The organism is Nocardia sp. NPDC003999 (assembly GCF_053604885.1).
Genome location: NZ_JBSGIB010000011.1, coordinates 106,044 through 122,779 on the forward strand (window position 1 = coordinate 106,044; position 16,736 = coordinate 122,779).

Here is a 16,736-nt window from a genome sequence, read left to right on the forward strand (position 1 = left end):
CCGCCAAGGTTGGAGGCACCGAAAACGAACGCCGACAAGAAAAGAGCACTGCGCAATGACCACCCTGACCGCCGTCCCCCTCGGCACCACCGGTATGGACATCACCCGGCTCGGCTTCGGTTCGTGGGCCGTTTCAGGATCGGGCTGGACCTTCAGCTGGGGCGCCACGGACGACGCCGAATCGGTCGCCGCGATCCGCCACGCGCTCGACGCGGGCGTCAACTGGATCGATACCGCCGCCGTGTACGGCCTGGGCCATTCGGAGGAACTGGTCGGCAAGGCCATCTCCGGCCTGCCGCAGGCCGACCGCCCGTACATCTTCACCAAGGTCGGCCTGGTCTGGGACCCGGAGAACCCATCGGCCGCGCCTCGGCGGATCATGAAACCCGCGAGCGTGCGCCGCGAGGTCGAAGACTCCCTGCGGCGGATGGGGGTCGACCACATCGACCTGTACCAGGTGCACTATCCCGACACCGGCGAATCGCTGGAGTACGCCGGCGGCGGCTTCGGGGCGGTGTCGCCCAACGCCACCCCCTTGGAGGAGTACTGGCAGGTCATGGCCGACCTGAAGGCCGAGGGCAAGGTTCGGGCGATCGGATTGTCGAACCACACGCCCGACCTGCTCGAGGCCGCCGAGCGGATCGCTCACGTCGACGTCATCCAGCCGCCGTTCTCGGCGATCAACCGGTCGTCCGCCGCCGAGATCGCTTGGGCACACGCCCACGAAACCGGCGTGATCGTCTACTCGCCGTTGCAGTCCGGCCTGCTGACCGGGGCCTTTTCCGCCGAGCGTGTGGCCGGCCTGCCCGCAGAGGACTGGCGGACCGCCCACCACGACTTCACCACCGGCCTGACCGCCAACCTCCAGTTGGCGGACGCGCTGCGCCCCATCGCCGCACGACACGGCGTGACCGTCGCCGAGGTGGCCATCGCCTGGGTGCTTGCCTGGCCCGGTATCACCGGAGCCATCGTCGGTGCGCGCAAGTCCGACCAGGTCGACGGCTGGATCGGCGCGGACTCGGTGGCGTTGACGCCGTCGGACCTGGCCGAGATCGCCGCGGCGATCACCGCCTCCGGCGCGGGCGCCGGTCCCACTCAGCCGTGAGAACCTCTACCGCACAGGAGATCATATGTCGCTCACCGTCATCGCCGAGTGCCTGGCCGCGCCAGGACAGGAGGATCGGCTTCGCACCGCGCTGGAAGCGATGATCGAGCCTTCGCTGGAGGAGCCAGGCTGCCTGGCCTACCGGCCCTACCTCGACCCGAACCACGTCGGCCGGATGGTGATCGTCGAGGAGTGGACCAGCGCTCAGTCTCTCGCCGACCACTTCACGACAGCGCACTTCCGACATGTGGAGCAGGTGCTCGAACTCGTGCTCGCCGAGCCGATGACCCTCCGCACACTCGTCGCCGCCCCTATCGGGTGAACTGTCGAGAGCCCGCGACGGAACCCCGACCGCGATTCCATACGCGAGTTCGGGGGTTCCTGACCGGGAGGAACTACCGCGGCCGCTGGCCTCTCCGAGAACCCGCATTCGTGGGAGGGGACGCTGCGGCCCGGTGCGACTGCAAGAGGCAGTGCAACGATATCCACAGCGTCAGCTCGGATACCGTCGCGGCATCGAGCACGACGGATGCTCAACGGCCGGCGGGAGCCGAGCAAGCGCGGGATGTCGCTGCGGAAAGGTGCTCTGAATGGTCGAAGACCGTCGTGAGGTTCGTATCTCGGTTCTGGACACGGCTCCTGTCACGCAGGGATCGAACGCGAGGATGGCGCTGCGCAATAGCGTTGAGCTGGCACAGCTCGTCGACGATCTCGGTTACTACCGGTACTGGGTGCCCGAGCACCACGGGATGGCGGGTGTGGCTTGCGCGGCACCGGCAGTCGTTGTCGAACGCGTGGCCTCGGTGACGCGGCGGATTCGGGTCGGCGCCGGCGGGGTGATGTTGCCGAATCACGCTCCGATCGTGGTCGCCGAACAGTTCGGCACCTTGGAGGCTTTTCACCCGGGGCGAATCGATCTCGGACTCGGACGAGCCCTCGGCGGACCTCGCGAGATCACCGACCTCGTGCGCAGCGAGCACGACCGCACCGCCGAATCGTTCGAAGATCAGGTTCGAGAACTGCTCGCGCTGTTCGAGGTGGATAGAGCCGGTGGCCATCCAGCCGTCATCGCTGTGCCCCGCTCCGCGCATCGTCATCAGTGTGGCGGTTATCGTCGCCGACAGCGACGAGCAAGCCCAGTGGCTGGCCGGATCGCTGAGAATGAAGGTCGCCCGGCGACGGCAGGGCCGACCGATACAACTGCCCAGCCCGCAAACCGCTGAAGCACACGGGTATATGGATAGCCGGAACACCGATGACAAGCTGACCGGTGTGTTCGTCGGGTGCGCCGCCACGGTGCTACCGCAGTTGCAAGCGCTGGTCGATGCCACCGGTGCCGACGAGTTGTTGATCAAGACCGACCTGTACGACCCGAGCGACCGCCGCAGATCTTATGAACTGTTGATGGAGTCGCACTCCCTTCGGCGGGCCTCGGAGAGGTGATCGGCGAAGGCGTCCACCACAGGCTGCGGACCACTCCTCGGTATCGAGTCCTGAATCTCCGCAAGCACGCCTCAAATGTGGCCGAATCTCATAGTCGGGTGTAGTTGGCCTGGTCCTGCTCGAACGCTGTCAGGATTTCCGGTGTCAGCGTCAGGCGAGTGTTGGCGACGGCGGCCAGATAGTCCTCGACGTCGGCGGGTTCGCTCGTTTCCTCGCGGACCGCGCGTTCGAACGCCGACTGCGCACCGGCACGCGCGGCGAACTCGATGTCCGCGGGAGTGAAGTGGACTGTCGCGCGGACCAGGCGTGCGAGATCGATGGTCTCGGCTGCCGGACCCAGGTAGCGCCGCCAGATCGCCTTGCGGGCAGGCTCGTCGGGCGGGCCGACCGGTATCACGTAGTCGAAGCGGCCCGGCCGCAGGAATGCCGAATCCAGAGTCCGGACCGAGTTGGTCGCGCAGATCAGCAACCGGCTGTAGTCCTCCCGGAAAACCGGGATCAGCTTCAGCAACTCGTTCGTCACCCCGTGCGCCGGGCTGGTCGCCGTCCCCTCGCGCGCACCGGCGATCTCCTCGACCTCATCGATGAACAACAGCAGTTCATCGAGGTCGCTCAAATCCGCGAACACCTCACGCAGCGAGGCCGCGAGACCACCGCTGGCCGTCGCGGCCAGCCGAGACGGGAACAACTCCACGAACGGCCAACCCAGCCGTGAAGCGACCGCTTTCGCGAAACTGGTCTTGCCGGTACCCGGCGGTCCGAACAAGATCACGCTCTTGGGTGGCCTGACCCGATAACGTTCCGCGACATCCGGGCGCGCCAACGGCAACACGATCCGCCGCTCGATGACCTCTTTCTCTCGGTCCATGCCCGCCATCGACTCCCACAACCCCGGTGGCAACAGCCGACCGCCCAACTCGCTCAGCAGACTGGACTGCGCGGGCGCCAACGGTTCGACCAGCTCGTAGAAGACCAAACCCGTCCTGCGCAGATAGCCGGAATTCTCGAACGCGACCGACCCGGTGGCGCCCTCGGGAACGAGCGTGCAGATCCGCCGCACCCCATCCGCCCGCAGCCGCCTCTCCAGTTCGGTCAGCAACGCACTGCCGATACCGCGCCGCCGCCACTGCGCACCGAGCGCCACCAGCAACACCCACGCCCGCTCACCTTGGACCTGCGCGACGGCCATACCCACCATCTCTTCGCCGACCTCGGCCACCACCGCCGGCTGCCCCGCCCGCGCGGACGCAAGCACCTCCGCCAACGCGAACACCGGCTCACCCGCGGTGTCCATACGGCTCTGCTCCCAGATCTGGATCGCCTGATCCAGATCAGCGTCACGAAACTCGCGAATCCGCCATACCGGCATACGCACCTCGAACCGCCATCGAAGGGTGGGCGAACCGAACCGCTCCTTCAGTAAACACCCATGGCGTACGTGAGCAAGCCGATCCCCGCGCCCCGCCGCAGCTGGCGACCAGGCGCACCTTGCGCCCCGACGGCCGCCTCGGGTCCGACGAGGGATTCAGCGGCTGATCACCGCGGCCGCCAGGTAGCTGTGGCACATCCGCCGGACGGTCTCGGGCGGGATCTCGGGCCGCCGGAACCGACCGGTCAGGAATCGAGAAGCGGCGCTCGCCGCGCGCCGCCTAGCGTTGGTGCCATGAACCTCACCACTGATCAGGCCGCAATCGATTCCGTCGTGCTCGAGGTGCCCGATCCGGGCGCTGCCGGGGCTTTCTACGCCGCCGCGTTCGGACTCGGCGGCAAGTTGCGCTTCCGCGCCTCCGACGCTCCGACCAGCGGTTTCCGCGGCTATGTGCTGTCGCTGGTGGTGTCTCAGCCGAGCACCGTCGACAGCCTCGTCGGTACCGCTGTCGACGCAGGTGCGACGACGCTCAAGCCCGTCAAGAAGAGCTTCTGGGGCTACGGCGGTGTCGTCCAGGCGCCGGACGGCGCGCTCTGGAAGGTGGCGACGTCATCGAAGAAGGACACCGGCCCGGCCACCCGGGAAGTCGATGATTTCGTCGTGCTCCTCGGGGTCGACGACGTCAAGGCGACCAAGCAGTTCTACATCGACCACGGCCTGGCTGTGGCGAAGAGCTTCGGCAGCAAGTACGTGGAGTTCGCCACCCCGGCCGCGTCGGTCAAACTGGCGCTCTACGGGCGCCGTGCCGCTGCCAAGGACGCCGGCATCGCACCGGAAGGCACCGGGTCGCACCGGATCGCCATCCGCGGCAATATCGGCCCTTTCGTGGACCCGGACGGGTTCGCCTGGGAGGCGGCGGTCTGAGCCGGTCGGTCGGCCGGTGCTCGCCGGACATGCTCACTGACCGCATGGGTGTGCCCATCGAGCGAGGATCCAGGTCGCTCGATGGGCACTTCGCCGCGGTGATTACAGCGAGCCTCCCCCGCCCAGCAGCCACGGGTTGAACGTGCACTCCAGATTCGGATGACCTACCGGGTCCAATGCCCGCAACGCGATCGACAACGCTCGCGGCGAATACATCATCGTCAGATGATCCGACACATCCTGCTCACACCCGTCCTGCAACGTGATGTTCTGCACCGACACCCCCGGCGCCGCCTTCAGGAACGTCAGGTCATACGGATTGGTGATCTCGTCATACCGGGTACCGACCACGGTGTAGTCCACCCCCGCGATCGTGTCACCGTGTTCGTTCAGCTTGTTGACGAAGTCGGAACCGATCGTCTGCTGAATTCCCGCATGCCCCACGAAAATCTCGATGAAACCCAGCACGTCGATTCCGAAGTTGTTGATCGCCCGCCCCAGCGCGCCGATCCCGTCGAGACTCGTCCCATGATGCGTCGCACCGAAAGTGACCAAGTTCTTCACCTTCGCCGCGCCGCCTTCGAACTTCGTGTACCAGTTCGACATCGACCCACCCTGGGAATGCGCCACGAGATCCACCTCCGAGGCCCCCGTCGCCGCCAGCACGCGATCCACGAAGACTGCCAACTGCTTGGCCGAATCCTGGATGTAACCGGTGCCCATCACCCCCGGCAACACCGACCCCAGACCGCCGCCCTCCAACAGATTCGACCGTCCATAGTTGAACGTGAACGTGCAGAACCCCGCATCCTTGATCGGCTGCCCCATGAACGCGAATCCGTTGTAGGCGTTCATCCACGTCCCGTGCACCAACACCACCGGACGCGGATGCTCCGCCGTCGGCTTGCAGTTCCAGTCGTTCGCTCCCGGCGGCGCGACATCCGGATGAGTCAATCCGTACCCGAACGCCGCCAACCACGACGTCATCGGCGGACCGAATCCCACGGTGTCACTGGCATAGCCACCCGACGACCCGGAACTACTGCCCGAACCCCCGTAGCAGTCACCGGATCCATTCCCGGAACCCGCACCACTCCCCGACGTACACGCCGACCCCGACCCCGCGCTCCCCGAATCCGCAACCGGCGCTGCCTTACGGCCCGCCGCGATGTAATCGGCCAACTGCTGCTCCGTCGGACCCGTCTCCGGGGCCGCGTGCACGGTCAGCACGCTCAACCCCATCGTCATGGTCGCGGTTACGGTGAATACGGCGGTGCGCAATATTCGCCGACTGACGCTTGATCTCATCGAATGCCTTTCCGTATTTCGGCATGGTTGTCCTTGCCGGCAGGCGCGCCTCGCAATGTCGAACGGCAGCAACGATAGGACGGAATTCGGCGAAAGATGCTGGTCAGCAACGGATTCTGGGCGGCTCACTGCGAAGTTGCGGCTACCTATATGAGCGGCCACAGAACGAGAGAAACCGAGATCGACCACATGGCACGGGCCGCCGACGAGATACCGCGGTCACGCAGTCCCGTTTCCGGACCAAAATCCGAAGCGCAAGGCGTCGGAGTCGGTCACCGGATTCAGCGCATCAGTGGATTGCGGGGTCCGTCACAAGTCGGCCCGCCATTTTGCGATGGCCTGCCCGATCTCGGTGACGGGGGCCTCCTGATAGAGCCACTCACGCGCGAGCCGATGCCAATTGTTGGTGGCCCGCAACTGACCGAGCACGGCGAAGGTGAACAGATCCGCGCGTCGCGAGAACACATGCTCGGGCGGAAGCAACTGCTGCCGCATGCCTTTGAACTGGGCGGCACGAGGGTCGACAGCCAGAATCACCGCACCGGTCGCGACCTCGGGGGTGATCGTTATTCGCTCGTCGAGCAAATGCCATCCCGTCGCGGCCCATACGTATTCCAAGCATTCCTCCGCAGTGACCTCCACATCCGGGTCGATGATGCCGCGCCCGACCCAGGCCTCGTAGAGGTCTCGGGCGCGGTGCTCCCCGGCCGCACGCAGACATGCGCGTTCGAAGTCGACATGCAGGGGGTCCATCCGGTCGTAGAGTCCGAAATCGACGAACGCGAGCCTGCCGTCGGCCGCCAATAGGATATTTCCCGGATGCGGATCACCGCAGAATTCGTTGTCGCAGAACAGCGAACTGATATAGAAGCGGTAGATCAACTCACCGAGCCGGTCACGCTCGGTGTCGGGCAGCGTCCGGATCTGCTGAAAAGTGCCGCCTTCGACGAACTCGGTTACGAGAACTCTGCGCGCGCAGTACTCTTCGATACTGTCGGGAACCGTGATGAAAGGATGCCCCCGATAACGCATCGCGACCCGATGCTGGGTCCTGGCTTCCCGCGGATAGTCGAGTTCGTTACCGATATTGCGCGAGATCTCGTCCAGCACGGCATTGTCGGCGGCGCTGGGCAACATGGACTTCCACAGCTTGCTGAGCATCTCGAGATTGCGCATGTCCGCGTGGACGGCTCGATCGACGCCGGGATATTGCACCTTGACCGCGACGGTGCGCCCGTCGTGCAGTCGTGCCCGATAGACCTGGCCGATCGATGCCGCGGCGATCGGTGTCTCGTCGAAGTCGGCGAATACGCGCGCAGGCGGCCCGAGATCGTCCTCGATGACTTTCAGCATCTCCGCGAACGGCACGGCCGGCGCCTGATCGCGGAGTTCGGCCAGCTTGGTCCGAAAGAGCTCGCGATGCGATTCCGGAACGAGGTCGACATCGAGGACCGACAGCATCTGGCCCAGCTTCATCGCCGCGCCTTTCATGCTGCCGAGCACCGTGACAACCTGCTGCGCGGTCGCGAGTGTGGAACGTTCGGCGAGTACGCGCCGGGCCTCTTCGGTCCGGCCGATCATCGACAACCGGGCTCCGACCCCACGCACGGCTTGGCCTGCGGCCAGTCTGCCCAACCGACCGCTCCTGACCAGACGTCCTCCGGGCACTCGATCGGCCACGGCACGCACCTCCATGAGCATCCGCGCGTGCGTCGCGCGTCCGGATATTCTTCGCACCTCCATCGCGGATTGTCGAGGGGGCGAGGCGGCCTGCGGACTACCGCGAGTCGGCCATTCGCCTGGCATCGGCGGGGAGCCGCCGGGTGCCGTCGTCGGTCCAGACGATCAGCGCTGAACGCAGGTACCACAGTCCCCTGGCGTCGGCGGGATCGAGTCCGGTGAGCTGCGCGATTCGGCGCAGCCGGTAATCGACGGTGTTCGGATGCACATGGAGTTGCCGCGCTGTGCGCTGGCGGTTGAGGTCGTTGTCGATGTGGATCCGCAGCGTCTCCAACAGGTCCGGATGTTCCATCAGCGGCGCGACCCGGGTGCCGAGTACATCGCGGCCGATGCCGGGCCGGGTGAGCTGATATTGCAGCGCCAGTTCGGTGAATCTGTACAACCCGGGTTCGCGTCCGAGTTGCTCTACGGTGTCGAGCAACTCATGGGCTTGGGCAGCGGCGACGGAGACCTGTCGGGGACCGGCGGTCACGACGGTGGCGGTGACCGGCACGCGCGCCGCCGCGGACAGCTTGTCGACCACGCTGTCGAGATCGAGGGCGTTGAGCTGGGTGGTGGGAATGAGGATCGTTCCTCCGTCGACCGACAGAAGCGACAGCGCCCGGCCGTCGAACAGGTCGGCGAGGCCGGACTGCAGGCGGCGCAGCTTACGCCGGGCGACGACTCGGCTGTCGAGCTGGGGAAGGCTTTCGTCGGGATGCGCGGGCACCGCGACCGCGAGCACGAAATACTCGTCGGCGACCGGTATTCCGCATTCGCGAGCCATCATCGAGGACGCGTGCCCGCCGAGCAGCGCCGAAGTCAAGGTGTGCGTCGCGGCGTGGTCCTCGGCCGCCACGGCTTTGCACTCTCGCACATACGCTTTACTGACCGTCGCGGTGATCAGGTTCAAGAGCTCGAGCGTGACGGCGGCGCCCGCGATGAGGTCGGCGCGGCCGTCTTCGTCGGCGAACAGCATGCCCAATCCGAATTTGAACCCGGCGTGGATCGCATGGAGGATGCCGTCGATCGGGATCCCCTTCCTGGCCCATCCCGCCGCCGCTGTCTGCAGAATGTCGGTTCGTCCGGTCGATTCCTGCCCGTTCAATCGCTGGACGGACCACTCCAAGCACATCCGAACCACGGCAGCGGCTTCCGCCTCGGCCGTGCCGCCGGGCAACGCGGCGGAATCGATGAGGTGCGCGACGACCTTCGCGGCGGCCCGGTGGGTTTTCGGTGTATGCGGCGTGACGCGCCGCGCCTTGTTGGATTCGACGTGGGCGATGCTCTCGATCGTCACTGGTGACCTCCTTGTCGCCGTGGAACCGAGGGAGCGTCGGGTTCGCGCTCGATCGGCGACCGTGACTACCTCGCGGTGTCCGCGGCACTATCTGCCGTTCGGTCCGTGGAAAAACGGTAAACCGCAGGCCGACTCAGCTGCTACTCCGCTTCCGGCGACTGGGGAAGTAACGGAAAAATAAGCTCTGACCAGCAAAGATCATGAAGGAAAGCCCGATTTGGGAAGCTCATGCGCACCACATACATGGTCAGGTGCTCACTTTTTTGCGCAGAGCGCCACAGCTGCTCAAACGGCGGCGCGCGCCGCCGCCTCGGCTTCGGCCCAGGCGCCGATCATCCGCGCTGTCATGTCGATCGCCTCCGCCCGCGCGGGGTCGTCGACCTCCAGGGCGGACGCGCGCAAAACAGCCGCGAAACCGGTATTGATCACGACGAAGGTCATCACGTCGTACTCGTGATCGTCGCCCGGACCGAGCACTTGGATCAGCATCACTTTCACCAGCAGGCGCAGCCGCGGTTCGAACTCGGGAATGCCACTGCTGTAGAACTGCACGCCTGCGACGAGCGCGCGCACCAACTTCGCATTGGCCACCAGCTCTTCGGTGATCACGCCCAGGATGTCGGCGGCGACCTGATGCATCGTTTTTCCCGACAAGTCGAAGACGCGCTGGGTGAAACGCCGCTCCACCGTTTCGAGCAACCGCTCGAGCAGTTCTTCGACCAGGACACCGCGATCGGCGAAGTACCGGTAGACCGTGCCGATGCTCACGCCCGCTTCCGCCGCGATCTTGTTCGTGGAGGTATTGGCGATACCGCGCTCACCGAACAGCCGCGCCGCTGTGTCCAGGATGTGCTCCCTGGTCGCTTTGGCCCGCGCCTGCGCGGGGCGACGACGTTGACCGACAGCCTTCGGCGGCATGACTTCCTCCCGCCCGTCCACGGAAAATGAGCGTCGCTCATCCTAACCACAGCGACCGGCGTCGTGCTCGAACTCGGGTTCGATGACCCGATCGACGGGCGATGCTGGAACCCTGTCCCTTAGCATGCTAGTTTGCTAGCATTGCCTCGTGGCCGAGGAAGTGAAGCAGTTCAACGTCTACCTGCCGATCGAGCTGATCAAGCAGGTCAAGTATCGGGCGATCGAGTCGGAGATGTCGTTGTCGGCGCTGGTCACCGCCGCGCTGCGCGCCTACCTCGACGACGAAGGAGAGGATCGACAATGACCACCGATGGCATCGAGGCCGTGTTCCTGGAGACCCACAACTGGGGCCGGATGGCGAAATTCCTGCAAGGGCTGGGCTTCACGGTCGGCTTCGAGACCGATCACAACTCCGGCCAGTTCCGCAACGGCGAGGGAGCTTACGTCTTCGTGGCCGAGGTGCCGCCGACACAGCAGACGAGCACCCGGTTGGTGCTGAAGGTGGCGAGCCCAGAGGTACGTCCGGGTGACGGTGTCGAGATCCGCACCGACTTCGAGCCGACCCATTACGGGACGAGGGAGATGACCGTCCACGACCCGGACGGGCGGGTATGGAGCCTGCAGGCCCCGGGAGAGGAGTGAGCCGAATGACACCCGAGACGATCGCGCCGGACAGCACCGCGGTCCGGGTAGCGCTGTGGCGAGCCGTGCACGCGCTGCACGACCAGGCACCGCACGTGTTCGACGACCGCGTCGGCCTACGCCTGGCCGCGCCCGAGGACGGCTGGCGGGACCGCCCGGACATGGATCCGCGGTCCACCGCGCCGATGCGCGCGGGCATCGTGTCGCGGGCTCGTTTCGTAGAGGATCTGCTGGCCGAGCAGGCCGAGCGCGGCGTGGATCAGTACGTGGTACTCGGCGCGGGACTGGACACCTTCGCCCAGCGCAGACCGGAGCTGGCCGCACGGTTCACCGTCTTCGAGGTCGATCAACCCGGACCGCAGGCATGGAAACGGCAGCGCCTCAGCGAACTCGGCTTCGACATCCCGCCGTGGTTGCGGCTGGTTCCGGTCGATTTCGAAGTGGACGCGTGGTGGCAGCGGCTCCTCGAGGCCGGTTTCGACCCCGCCCGTCCGGCGCTCGTCGCCTCCACCGGTGTATCGATGTACCTGACCCGCGAGGCGAATATCGCTACTCTGCGGCAACTTTCGGCGCTCTCGCCGGGCTCCGCTCTGGTCACGACCTTCCTGCTGCCGCTCGAACTCGTCGACGCCGATGAACAGGTCATGCGCGGATTCGCCGAGGAGGGCGCCCGCCGATCCGGCACGCCGTTCATCAGTTTCTTCCGTCCCGAGGAAATGGTGCGGCTGGCCGAAGACGCGGGATTCGCCGCCACCCGTCACGTCCCCGCCGCGGAGCTGACCGGCCGCTACTTCGCCGACCGGACCGACGGGCTGCGACCGGCCGAATCGGAACAGATTCTGATCGCGACGACCTGAACGCATCGGCCCGCCGGGCCGTCTCGCTCCCCATGCCACAGCTCGGCTATGGACTCGATGCGGGACGGCCCGGTCAGCATCTCCGGGTCGGCCGGACAACGCACCGAACCCCGGCTACGCCGCGACATCGAAAAGAGTGAGCTCTCGGGTAGATTGGGCGCGCAGCTCCGCGCGCTCACGTATCGCACAGGTCGGGCCGATTCCTTGTGCGACCGATTGTGGCGACAGCAGCCAACCGTGACAGCGACGGCAATGCGCGACCAGTCGCACCACGGGGCGGTCATCAATGTCGGCCAATTCGTTCTCCTCTGGCCAGGTGACTACACCGCCAGTGTGGCATGAGGCACCGACATCTCCCGTTCATTGCCGGTGTTTCCATCCGTGATCGGTCACTGGGGCGCCTTCGTCTGTGCGGTGATCACGCGCGATCCCCAGGCGTAGCCATCGGTTTACCGCAGCCGCATGAGATCTCGCACCCGCGCTGAGGAAAGATGGTGCCCATGACCGCTTCTCGACTGATTCGTTCGTTGGTGGGTACCGTGCCCGCGGTGCTCGCCGTCGTCAGCTTCACCGCGGCCGGAGGGGCGGCGACCGCCCAGGCCGCGCCCGGTATTCCTTCGGTTCCCGGCGTCGTGCAACGCCTGCAGATCGCTCCCGGCCAGAACAGCGCCGAGATCAGCGGCAACGTCGGGCAGGGCAAGGCCGACAGCTACTCCATCGCCACCGCGCCGGGGCAGCGCCTGAGCTTCGACGTCGCGGGCAATGCCCGCGTCTCGGTGGCCCCGCTGATCGGGCCGCAGGTCGCCAACGAGGCACCGCACGCCGATCTCGTCGCCGACGGCAACGACTACCAGATCCTCGTCACCTCCGCCGACGGCTCGGCGGCCGGTTACACCCTCAAGATCACCCTCGTCTGACCCACCGCCGTGCTGCCCGTCGGCCTGATGTGTCGTGCCACGACCTTCGGGCCGGCGGGAGCAGTCTCGCGTCCCGCAGGCCGCGCGTCGGCGGGCAGCATCGCGCTTACCGGGCGGGCGCAGTGCCGTTGGGCACACCGAAGGCAAACACCGGCGTGCGGCTGGGGTCGTCGCACTATGGTGAGGCGGTGCTGCTAGAACCAGGTGACCAGTTCGCGGGCTTCGTCGTGCGGGCCCCGCTGGGACACGGTGGCAGCAGCCACGTGTACCTGGCCGAGGATCCGGAGTGGTCACGCCCGGTGTCCTTGAAGATCTTGGGGCCCGAGGACAGTCGGTCACCCGAGGCGCGCGCCCGATTCGTGCACGAGTTCGACATCTTGTCGGCGTTGCGACACCCCGACATCGTGCGGATGTACACGCACGGGGAAACCGACGGCAGGCTGTGGTCGGCACACGAGTACGTGGCGGGCGCGACGGGTTCGACATTGGTGCGTTCACCGCATCGGTACCCGGACCTGCGGCGGGTGCTCCACGTACTGACACACGTCGCGGCGGGATTGGATTTCGCGCACGCCAACGGAGTGGTCCATCTCGACGTGAAACCGGCGAACGTGCTGGTCGGGACGGACGAGTCGACGGTGAAGATCTCGGATTTCGATTCGGCGCGGTGGCTGGATCGGCCGGAACCGCCTTTGGCCACCAACGGGTTCGTCGTCGTATCGGTGCCGTATGCCGCGCCGGAACTGCTGCGGGCGGAGACGGTGTCACCGGCCACCGACCAGTACGCGTTGGCCTGTTCCGCCGTCGAGCTGCTCACCGGCCACACGCCGTTCTCTCGCGTGAACCTCATGGCCACCGCCGAAGCGCAGCTGCAGGAGCCTCCCCCGGCGCTCTCCGCGCAGCACCGCTGGATCCCGCCCGAGGTCGACGCGATCCTGCACCGGGCACTCGCGAAAGCCCCCGGTGACCGCTACGACTCCTGCGCCGAACCCGTCCGCCTGCTCACCGAGGCGCTTCGCGACGTCGACCCCCGCCCCATCGCCCCCATTCTGAACCGCCTCAAAGTGACGGTCACCCGCTCGCCACTGATGAATGCCGCATTCGGACGATTCGGCGGCAAAGTGTTCGGCAACCGCTGATCCCCCTGATCACACCCGTCGCGGGAGCACGCTGACCGGGGACTCCGGGCCGTGCCGCGGCAGCTCGAGCGCGTGCAACGGCAGCGTCCGGTCACTGTCGACGCGCGTGGAGATGTGTTCCAGGACGACCCCTTCTCGCAAGGCCCACGGGCTCACTTCCAGGCAGTCGATGTCCAGTGCCGCCATGGTCGCGTCCGCCACCATCGCTCCGGCCAGGATCTGACTCGCGCGTGCCGGAGAGACCCCGCGCAGGGCCGCCCGACAGCACCCGCTCGACGGCGTCGGCGACCCGCTGCGCCCCGTCCGCGGTGATCACCCCGGCCGCGTCGATGTCTTCGCCGAGCAGCACCGGCTCCTTCAACGCGCGCAGTGGCAACGGAGGCGCCCCGCGAGAGGCGTCCACCACCAGAAACTGCGCGGAATTCGAACCGATGTCCAGCACACCCAGTCGCACACCTGTCGCCTACCCCGCGCGGCGGCTTTCATACTCGACTCCGGCGCGGTTTCGGCGGCCGGTTGCGCCTACGCCTTCGGGTCCGCCCCGGTGTAGCGCTGATTTGCTGGTTTCCTTGCGATGAGCCGATGCTGCGGCCACCCTGAAAGGTATGCGGACCCGCGATATCGAGGTCGGGTGCACCTATATGGTGTTGGTCCCGCAGCGCTTGCCACGCAGTCGCTACCCCGACTGCGACCAGCCGGGTTCGCTCACGTGGGCGTGGTCGTGGCTGCGCGGCGGCCGGTTCCGGCTCACCGTCACCGGCATCGACCACACCAGCGAGCCGACCACCGTCGAAGGGCTGCGGATCACCGCGAACTCCCGCATCGCGGTGGTCCTGACCAGCGAGCAAGCCGACGCGCTCGGACTGCCGATGGGTGTGTTCCGGGTGCGCGGGACCTTGTTCGACGGCGAGGATCGGCCCGTGCGCCTGCCCGAAGTCGAACCGCTGCGAGTCCCCGCCCGCTGGCTGCGGCCCGTCGAGCAACCCTGCCTGACGCACCGCGATATCGATTGCTTCCCCTACCTGTGAGGTGACTCGCGGAGAGACGCTCGGTGACCCGGAGCGGTTCGACCTACCCGGCTTTGAAGACCTGCGTCGAGTTCTCTCCGATCACCCGGCCGGTTCTGCCGATCAGGAGGGGCAGTTGCGCCGGCTCAGGCCGCGTAAGGCGCGATGAGCCGCTCGACAGCGTCCCAGAGTTCGGCTTCGCGCGGCGGATCGTACGACTCCTCCGACGAGCGGACGACCCGGTCGCGGTCGACGTAGGAGCCGGTCGGCGCGGCGGTGGCGCCGAGGACGACGTCCGCGAGATGGCGCCCGGCGGCAGCGCGGCTGGTCGCGAACGGCGTGCGGGTCAATACCGGCAGGACGCGGCGCATCGCGAACCGGGAGACCCGACCCGCGTTGCGAGCGAGGTCGGTGCCGGGGACGAAGCCCGGGTTGAAGCCGATGGCATCGATGCCGTCCGGCAGGCGGCGGGCGTACTCGTGCAGGAGGTGGATGGCGGCGAGTTTGCTCGTCGAGTACGCGGTGCGCCCGGCGGCGGTGGTGCCCGGCTCGGAGAACGCGCCGGGGCGGGCGAGGACGTCCGCGGACCGCCAGACCGGGCCTGGCACCATGCCCAAGTTGTGCCGGAAGTCGCCGAAGTGAGTGTCGCTCACGGTGATCACGATGCGCGACGGAGTGCGGAAGCGATCCTCGAGCAGGCGGATGAACAGGTGGTTGGCGAGCACATTGACGGTGAAGGTGGACTCGAATCCGTCCGGCCCTTCGGTGAGCGCGTTCGTGTACTGGATTCCCGCATTGCCCACGAAACCGTGCAGCGGCGGCAGCTCGCCCAGGTCGAGCCTGCTGCGGATCTCGTCCGCGGCCGATCGCACGCTGTCCAGCGAATCGAGGTCCGCCGGGACGTGCGAGACCCGGTGTCCGCCCGCGCCGAGTTCGGCCGCGAGTCGCGCACCGGTGGACCCGCGTGCGGCGACGACGAGATGCGCCTGCGGCGCCGCGTGCACGATGCGCTCCGCGGCGACGCGGCCGATCCCGCGACTCGCCCCGGTCATCACGATGGTCGAGGGCATAGCGGCTCCTTCACTTGATGACAGCCCGTCGGTCGCCTCGATGGTCGCCGCCGCGGCCCTCGGCAGCCAGTGCCGCGCCCGTCACCAGGACTGACAGTACCCAGGCTGATGCGGCGCGCGGCGGCGAGAATGAGCGCATGGCTTCCGCTCGCTCCGCTTTCGGCGCGCTCCTGCACGCCTGGCGGGATCGTCTCGCGCCCGCCGACGCCGGGTTCCCGGTGACCGGCGGCCGTCGTGCTCCGGGATTGCGCCGTGAGGAGCTCGCGCAGCTGGCCGGACTCTCGGTCGACTACGTCTTGCGCTTGGAGCAGGGTCGCGCGCGCAACCCCTCCGCGCAGGTGGTCGGCGCCCTCGCGCGGGCCCTGCAACTGTCCAGGACCGAGCGCGACGAGCTGTATCGCGCAGCCGGATTGCTGCCCCCGCGGGACGGGACGATCGGCACGCATGTCCCGCCGGGCATCCAACGGCTCACCGCCCGCCTCGGCGACGTCCCGATCGGGGTGTTCGGCGCCGACTGGACGCTGCTGTGGTGGAACGGCATGTGGAGCGGGCTGCACGGTGACCCCGCGCTGGTCCCGGTCGGCGAGCGCAACCTCGCCCGTGCGGTTTTCGGCACCGGCGCGGCCCGCGCCTCGATGCGTCCGTTCCGGTCCGACCGCGCGCACGGCGCCTTCGCGGCGTCGATCGTGGCCGATCTCAGGGACGCGGTGTCCCGCTATCCCGCCGACGCGGGACTCGATCGTCTCGTGCGGGAATTGCGCGACACCTCCGCCGCATTCGCCCAGCTGTGGACGACGGCGACAGCGTCGCAGCACACCAGCGATCGGAAGACGGTCCGGCATCCCGAGCTCGGCGACATCACCCTCGACTGCGACGTCCTCGTCGTTCCGGGCGCCGACCTCCGCATGGTCACCTACACGGCGGCAGGCGGCAGCGAGGACGCGGGGAAGCTCGACCTCCTGCGGGTCACCAACGGGCGCGCGGCGGGCACACTGCCCTGAACGCACGGCGATCGACG

At 67.2% G+C, this 16,736-nt stretch carries 20 protein-coding genes; 12 read left to right on the forward strand and 8 right to left on the reverse strand.

The window, feature by feature from the left end; all coding sequences use genetic code 11:
• Positions 1 to 55 precede the first annotated feature (55 nt).
• The 4 genes from ACWESM_RS22115 (at position 56) to ACWESM_RS22130 (ending at position 2,548) form a co-directional block, all read left to right on the forward strand.
• Positions 56 to 1,105 (forward strand): aldo/keto reductase, encoded by a 1,050-nt coding sequence (locus ACWESM_RS22115; protein ID WP_452493479.1) that lies wholly within the window; start codon positions 56 to 58, stop codon positions 1,103 to 1,105.
• Between the two features lie 25 nt (positions 1,106 to 1,130).
• Positions 1,131 to 1,427 carry a putative quinol monooxygenase gene (locus ACWESM_RS22120; protein ID WP_355075815.1) on the forward strand — a complete coding sequence of 99 codons (297 nt, stop codon included), beginning with the start codon at positions 1,131 to 1,133 and terminating at the stop codon, positions 1,425 to 1,427.
• Between the two features lie 268 nt (positions 1,428 to 1,695).
• Complete coding sequence (locus tag ACWESM_RS22125) at positions 1,696 to 2,328, forward strand: MsnO8 family LLM class oxidoreductase (RefSeq protein WP_397279228.1); 633 nt, start codon at positions 1,696 to 1,698, stop codon at positions 2,326 to 2,328.
• Between the two features lie 13 nt (positions 2,329 to 2,341).
• Positions 2,342 to 2,548: a hypothetical protein gene (locus ACWESM_RS22130; RefSeq protein ID WP_452493481.1), complete on the forward strand. Its 207-nt coding sequence runs from the start codon at positions 2,342 to 2,344 to the stop codon at positions 2,546 to 2,548.
• Between the two features lie 88 nt (positions 2,549 to 2,636).
• Here the strand turns inward: ACWESM_RS22130 and ACWESM_RS22135 are convergent, their stop codons facing one another.
• Positions 2,637 to 3,917 carry an ATP-binding protein gene (locus tag ACWESM_RS22135; RefSeq protein WP_397279224.1) on the reverse strand — a complete coding sequence of 427 codons (1,281 nt, stop codon included), beginning with the start codon at positions 3,915 to 3,917 and terminating at the stop codon, positions 2,637 to 2,639.
• A gap of 294 nt (positions 3,918 to 4,211) precedes the next feature.
• Here ACWESM_RS22135 and ACWESM_RS22140 point away from each other — a divergent pair, with 294 nt between their 5' ends.
• Entirely contained in the window at positions 4,212 to 4,841 is a 630-nt protein-coding gene (locus ACWESM_RS22140) for a glyoxalase (RefSeq protein ID WP_452493484.1), read from the forward strand.
• Between the two features lie 102 nt (positions 4,842 to 4,943).
• On the opposite strand, the gene ACWESM_RS22145 is transcribed toward ACWESM_RS22140, so the two are convergent.
• From ACWESM_RS22145 to ACWESM_RS22160, 4 genes are all read right to left on the reverse strand, one after another.
• The gene (locus tag ACWESM_RS22145; protein ID WP_355075809.1) at positions 4,944 to 6,089 is read right to left on the reverse strand and encodes an esterase/lipase family protein; all 1,146 of its coding nucleotides are present in this window, start codon (positions 6,087 to 6,089) and stop codon (positions 4,944 to 4,946) included.
• A gap of 369 nt (positions 6,090 to 6,458) precedes the next feature.
• Positions 6,459 to 7,829: an ABC1 kinase family protein gene (locus ACWESM_RS22150; protein WP_452493486.1), complete on the reverse strand. Its 1,371-nt coding sequence runs from the start codon at positions 7,827 to 7,829 to the stop codon at positions 6,459 to 6,461.
• Positions 7,830 to 7,926: 97 nt separating this feature from the next.
• On the reverse strand, positions 7,927 to 9,168 hold the full coding sequence (locus tag ACWESM_RS22155; protein ID WP_364429891.1) for a PucR family transcriptional regulator: 1,242 nt from the start codon (positions 9,166 to 9,168) through the stop codon (positions 7,927 to 7,929).
• A gap of 285 nt (positions 9,169 to 9,453) precedes the next feature.
• A complete protein-coding gene (locus tag ACWESM_RS22160) occupies positions 9,454 to 10,086 on the reverse strand; it encodes a TetR/AcrR family transcriptional regulator (protein ID WP_355075804.1) in 633 nt (210 codons plus the stop codon).
• A 148-nt stretch (positions 10,087 to 10,234) separates the two neighbouring features.
• Here ACWESM_RS22160 and ACWESM_RS22165 point away from each other — a divergent pair, with 148 nt between their 5' ends.
• Genes ACWESM_RS22165 through ACWESM_RS22175 form a run of 3 tightly spaced genes read left to right on the forward strand, consistent with a single transcriptional unit; the run spans position 10,235 to position 11,585 of the window.
• A complete protein-coding gene (locus ACWESM_RS22165; protein WP_355075803.1) occupies positions 10,235 to 10,390 on the forward strand; it encodes a CopG family transcriptional regulator in 156 nt (51 codons plus the stop codon).
• Positions 10,387 to 10,728, forward strand: a complete 342-nt coding sequence (locus tag ACWESM_RS22170; protein WP_452493489.1) for a VOC family protein — start codon at positions 10,387 to 10,389, stop codon at positions 10,726 to 10,728. The genes ACWESM_RS22165 and ACWESM_RS22170 overlap by 4 nt, the downstream gene beginning before the upstream one ends.
• A 5-nt stretch (positions 10,729 to 10,733) precedes the next feature.
• Entirely contained in the window at positions 10,734 to 11,585 is an 852-nt protein-coding gene (locus tag ACWESM_RS22175) for a class I SAM-dependent methyltransferase (RefSeq protein ID WP_364429896.1), read from the forward strand.
• Between the two features lie 114 nt (positions 11,586 to 11,699).
• Here ACWESM_RS22175 and ACWESM_RS22180 read toward each other — a convergent pair whose 3' ends face one another.
• On the reverse strand, positions 11,700 to 11,858 hold the full coding sequence (locus tag ACWESM_RS22180; protein WP_364430161.1) for a DUF6011 domain-containing protein: 159 nt from the start codon (positions 11,856 to 11,858) through the stop codon (positions 11,700 to 11,702).
• Positions 11,859 to 12,085: 227 nt separating this feature from the next.
• Here ACWESM_RS22180 and ACWESM_RS22185 point away from each other — a divergent pair, with 227 nt between their 5' ends.
• Together ACWESM_RS22185 and ACWESM_RS22190 are read left to right on the forward strand one after the other, a co-directional pair.
• Positions 12,086 to 12,502, forward strand: a complete 417-nt coding sequence (locus tag ACWESM_RS22185; protein ID WP_355075798.1) for a hypothetical protein — start codon at positions 12,086 to 12,088, stop codon at positions 12,500 to 12,502.
• Positions 12,503 to 12,690: 188 nt separating this feature from the next.
• Positions 12,691 to 13,641 (forward strand): serine/threonine-protein kinase, encoded by a 951-nt coding sequence (locus ACWESM_RS22190; RefSeq protein WP_412806549.1) that lies wholly within the window; start codon positions 12,691 to 12,693, stop codon positions 13,639 to 13,641.
• Between the two features lie 9 nt (positions 13,642 to 13,650).
• On the opposite strand, the gene ACWESM_RS22195 is transcribed toward ACWESM_RS22190, so the two are convergent.
• Positions 13,651 to 13,893 (reverse strand): Ppx/GppA phosphatase family protein, encoded by a 243-nt coding sequence (locus ACWESM_RS22195; protein ID WP_452493569.1) that lies wholly within the window; start codon positions 13,891 to 13,893, stop codon positions 13,651 to 13,653.
• 353 nt (positions 13,894 to 14,246) lie between these two features.
• Here ACWESM_RS22195 and ACWESM_RS22200 point away from each other — a divergent pair, with 353 nt between their 5' ends.
• The gene (locus tag ACWESM_RS22200; RefSeq protein ID WP_379254193.1) at positions 14,247 to 14,669 is read left to right on the forward strand and encodes a hypothetical protein; all 423 of its coding nucleotides are present in this window, start codon (positions 14,247 to 14,249) and stop codon (positions 14,667 to 14,669) included.
• A 125-nt stretch (positions 14,670 to 14,794) separates the two neighbouring features.
• Here the strand turns inward: ACWESM_RS22200 and ACWESM_RS22205 are convergent, their stop codons facing one another.
• On the reverse strand, positions 14,795 to 15,718 hold the full coding sequence (locus ACWESM_RS22205) for an SDR family NAD(P)-dependent oxidoreductase (RefSeq protein ID WP_452493492.1): 924 nt from the start codon (positions 15,716 to 15,718) through the stop codon (positions 14,795 to 14,797).
• Positions 15,719 to 15,855: 137 nt separating this feature from the next.
• Between ACWESM_RS22205 and ACWESM_RS22210 the strand changes: the two genes are divergently transcribed.
• Positions 15,856 to 16,719: a helix-turn-helix transcriptional regulator gene (locus tag ACWESM_RS22210; protein ID WP_364429912.1), complete on the forward strand. Its 864-nt coding sequence runs from the start codon at positions 15,856 to 15,858 to the stop codon at positions 16,717 to 16,719.
• Positions 16,720 to 16,736 lie beyond the last annotated feature (17 nt).

Coding starts and splice junctions, on each gene's coding strand:
- ACWESM_RS22115 (WP_452493479.1), top strand. CDS start 56: ATGACCACCCTGACCGCCGTCCCCCTCGGCACCACCGGTATGGACATC.
- ACWESM_RS22120 (WP_355075815.1), top strand. CDS start 1,131: ATGTCGCTCACCGTCATCGCCGAGTGCCTGGCCGCGCCAGGACAGGAG.
- ACWESM_RS22125 (WP_397279228.1), top strand. CDS start 1,696: ATGGTCGAAGACCGTCGTGAGGTTCGTATCTCGGTTCTGGACACGGCT.
- ACWESM_RS22130 (WP_452493481.1), top strand. CDS start 2,342: ATGGATAGCCGGAACACCGATGACAAGCTGACCGGTGTGTTCGTCGGG.
- ACWESM_RS22135 (WP_397279224.1), bottom strand. CDS start 3,917: ATGCCGGTATGGCGGATTCGCGAGTTTCGTGACGCTGATCTGGATCAG.
- ACWESM_RS22140 (WP_452493484.1), top strand. CDS start 4,212: ATGAACCTCACCACTGATCAGGCCGCAATCGATTCCGTCGTGCTCGAG.
- ACWESM_RS22145 (WP_355075809.1), bottom strand. CDS start 6,089: ATGACGATGGGGTTGAGCGTGCTGACCGTGCACGCGGCCCCGGAGACG.
- ACWESM_RS22160 (WP_355075804.1), bottom strand. CDS start 10,086: ATGCCGCCGAAGGCTGTCGGTCAACGTCGTCGCCCCGCGCAGGCGCGG.
- ACWESM_RS22170 (WP_452493489.1), top strand. CDS start 10,387: ATGACCACCGATGGCATCGAGGCCGTGTTCCTGGAGACCCACAACTGG.
- ACWESM_RS22175 (WP_364429896.1), top strand. CDS start 10,734: ATGACACCCGAGACGATCGCGCCGGACAGCACCGCGGTCCGGGTAGCG.
- ACWESM_RS22185 (WP_355075798.1), top strand. CDS start 12,086: ATGACCGCTTCTCGACTGATTCGTTCGTTGGTGGGTACCGTGCCCGCG.
- ACWESM_RS22200 (WP_379254193.1), top strand. CDS start 14,247: ATGCGGACCCGCGATATCGAGGTCGGGTGCACCTATATGGTGTTGGTC.
- ACWESM_RS22205 (WP_452493492.1), bottom strand. CDS start 15,718: ATGCCCTCGACCATCGTGATGACCGGGGCGAGTCGCGGGATCGGCCGC.
- ACWESM_RS22210 (WP_364429912.1), top strand. CDS start 15,856: ATGGCTTCCGCTCGCTCCGCTTTCGGCGCGCTCCTGCACGCCTGGCGG.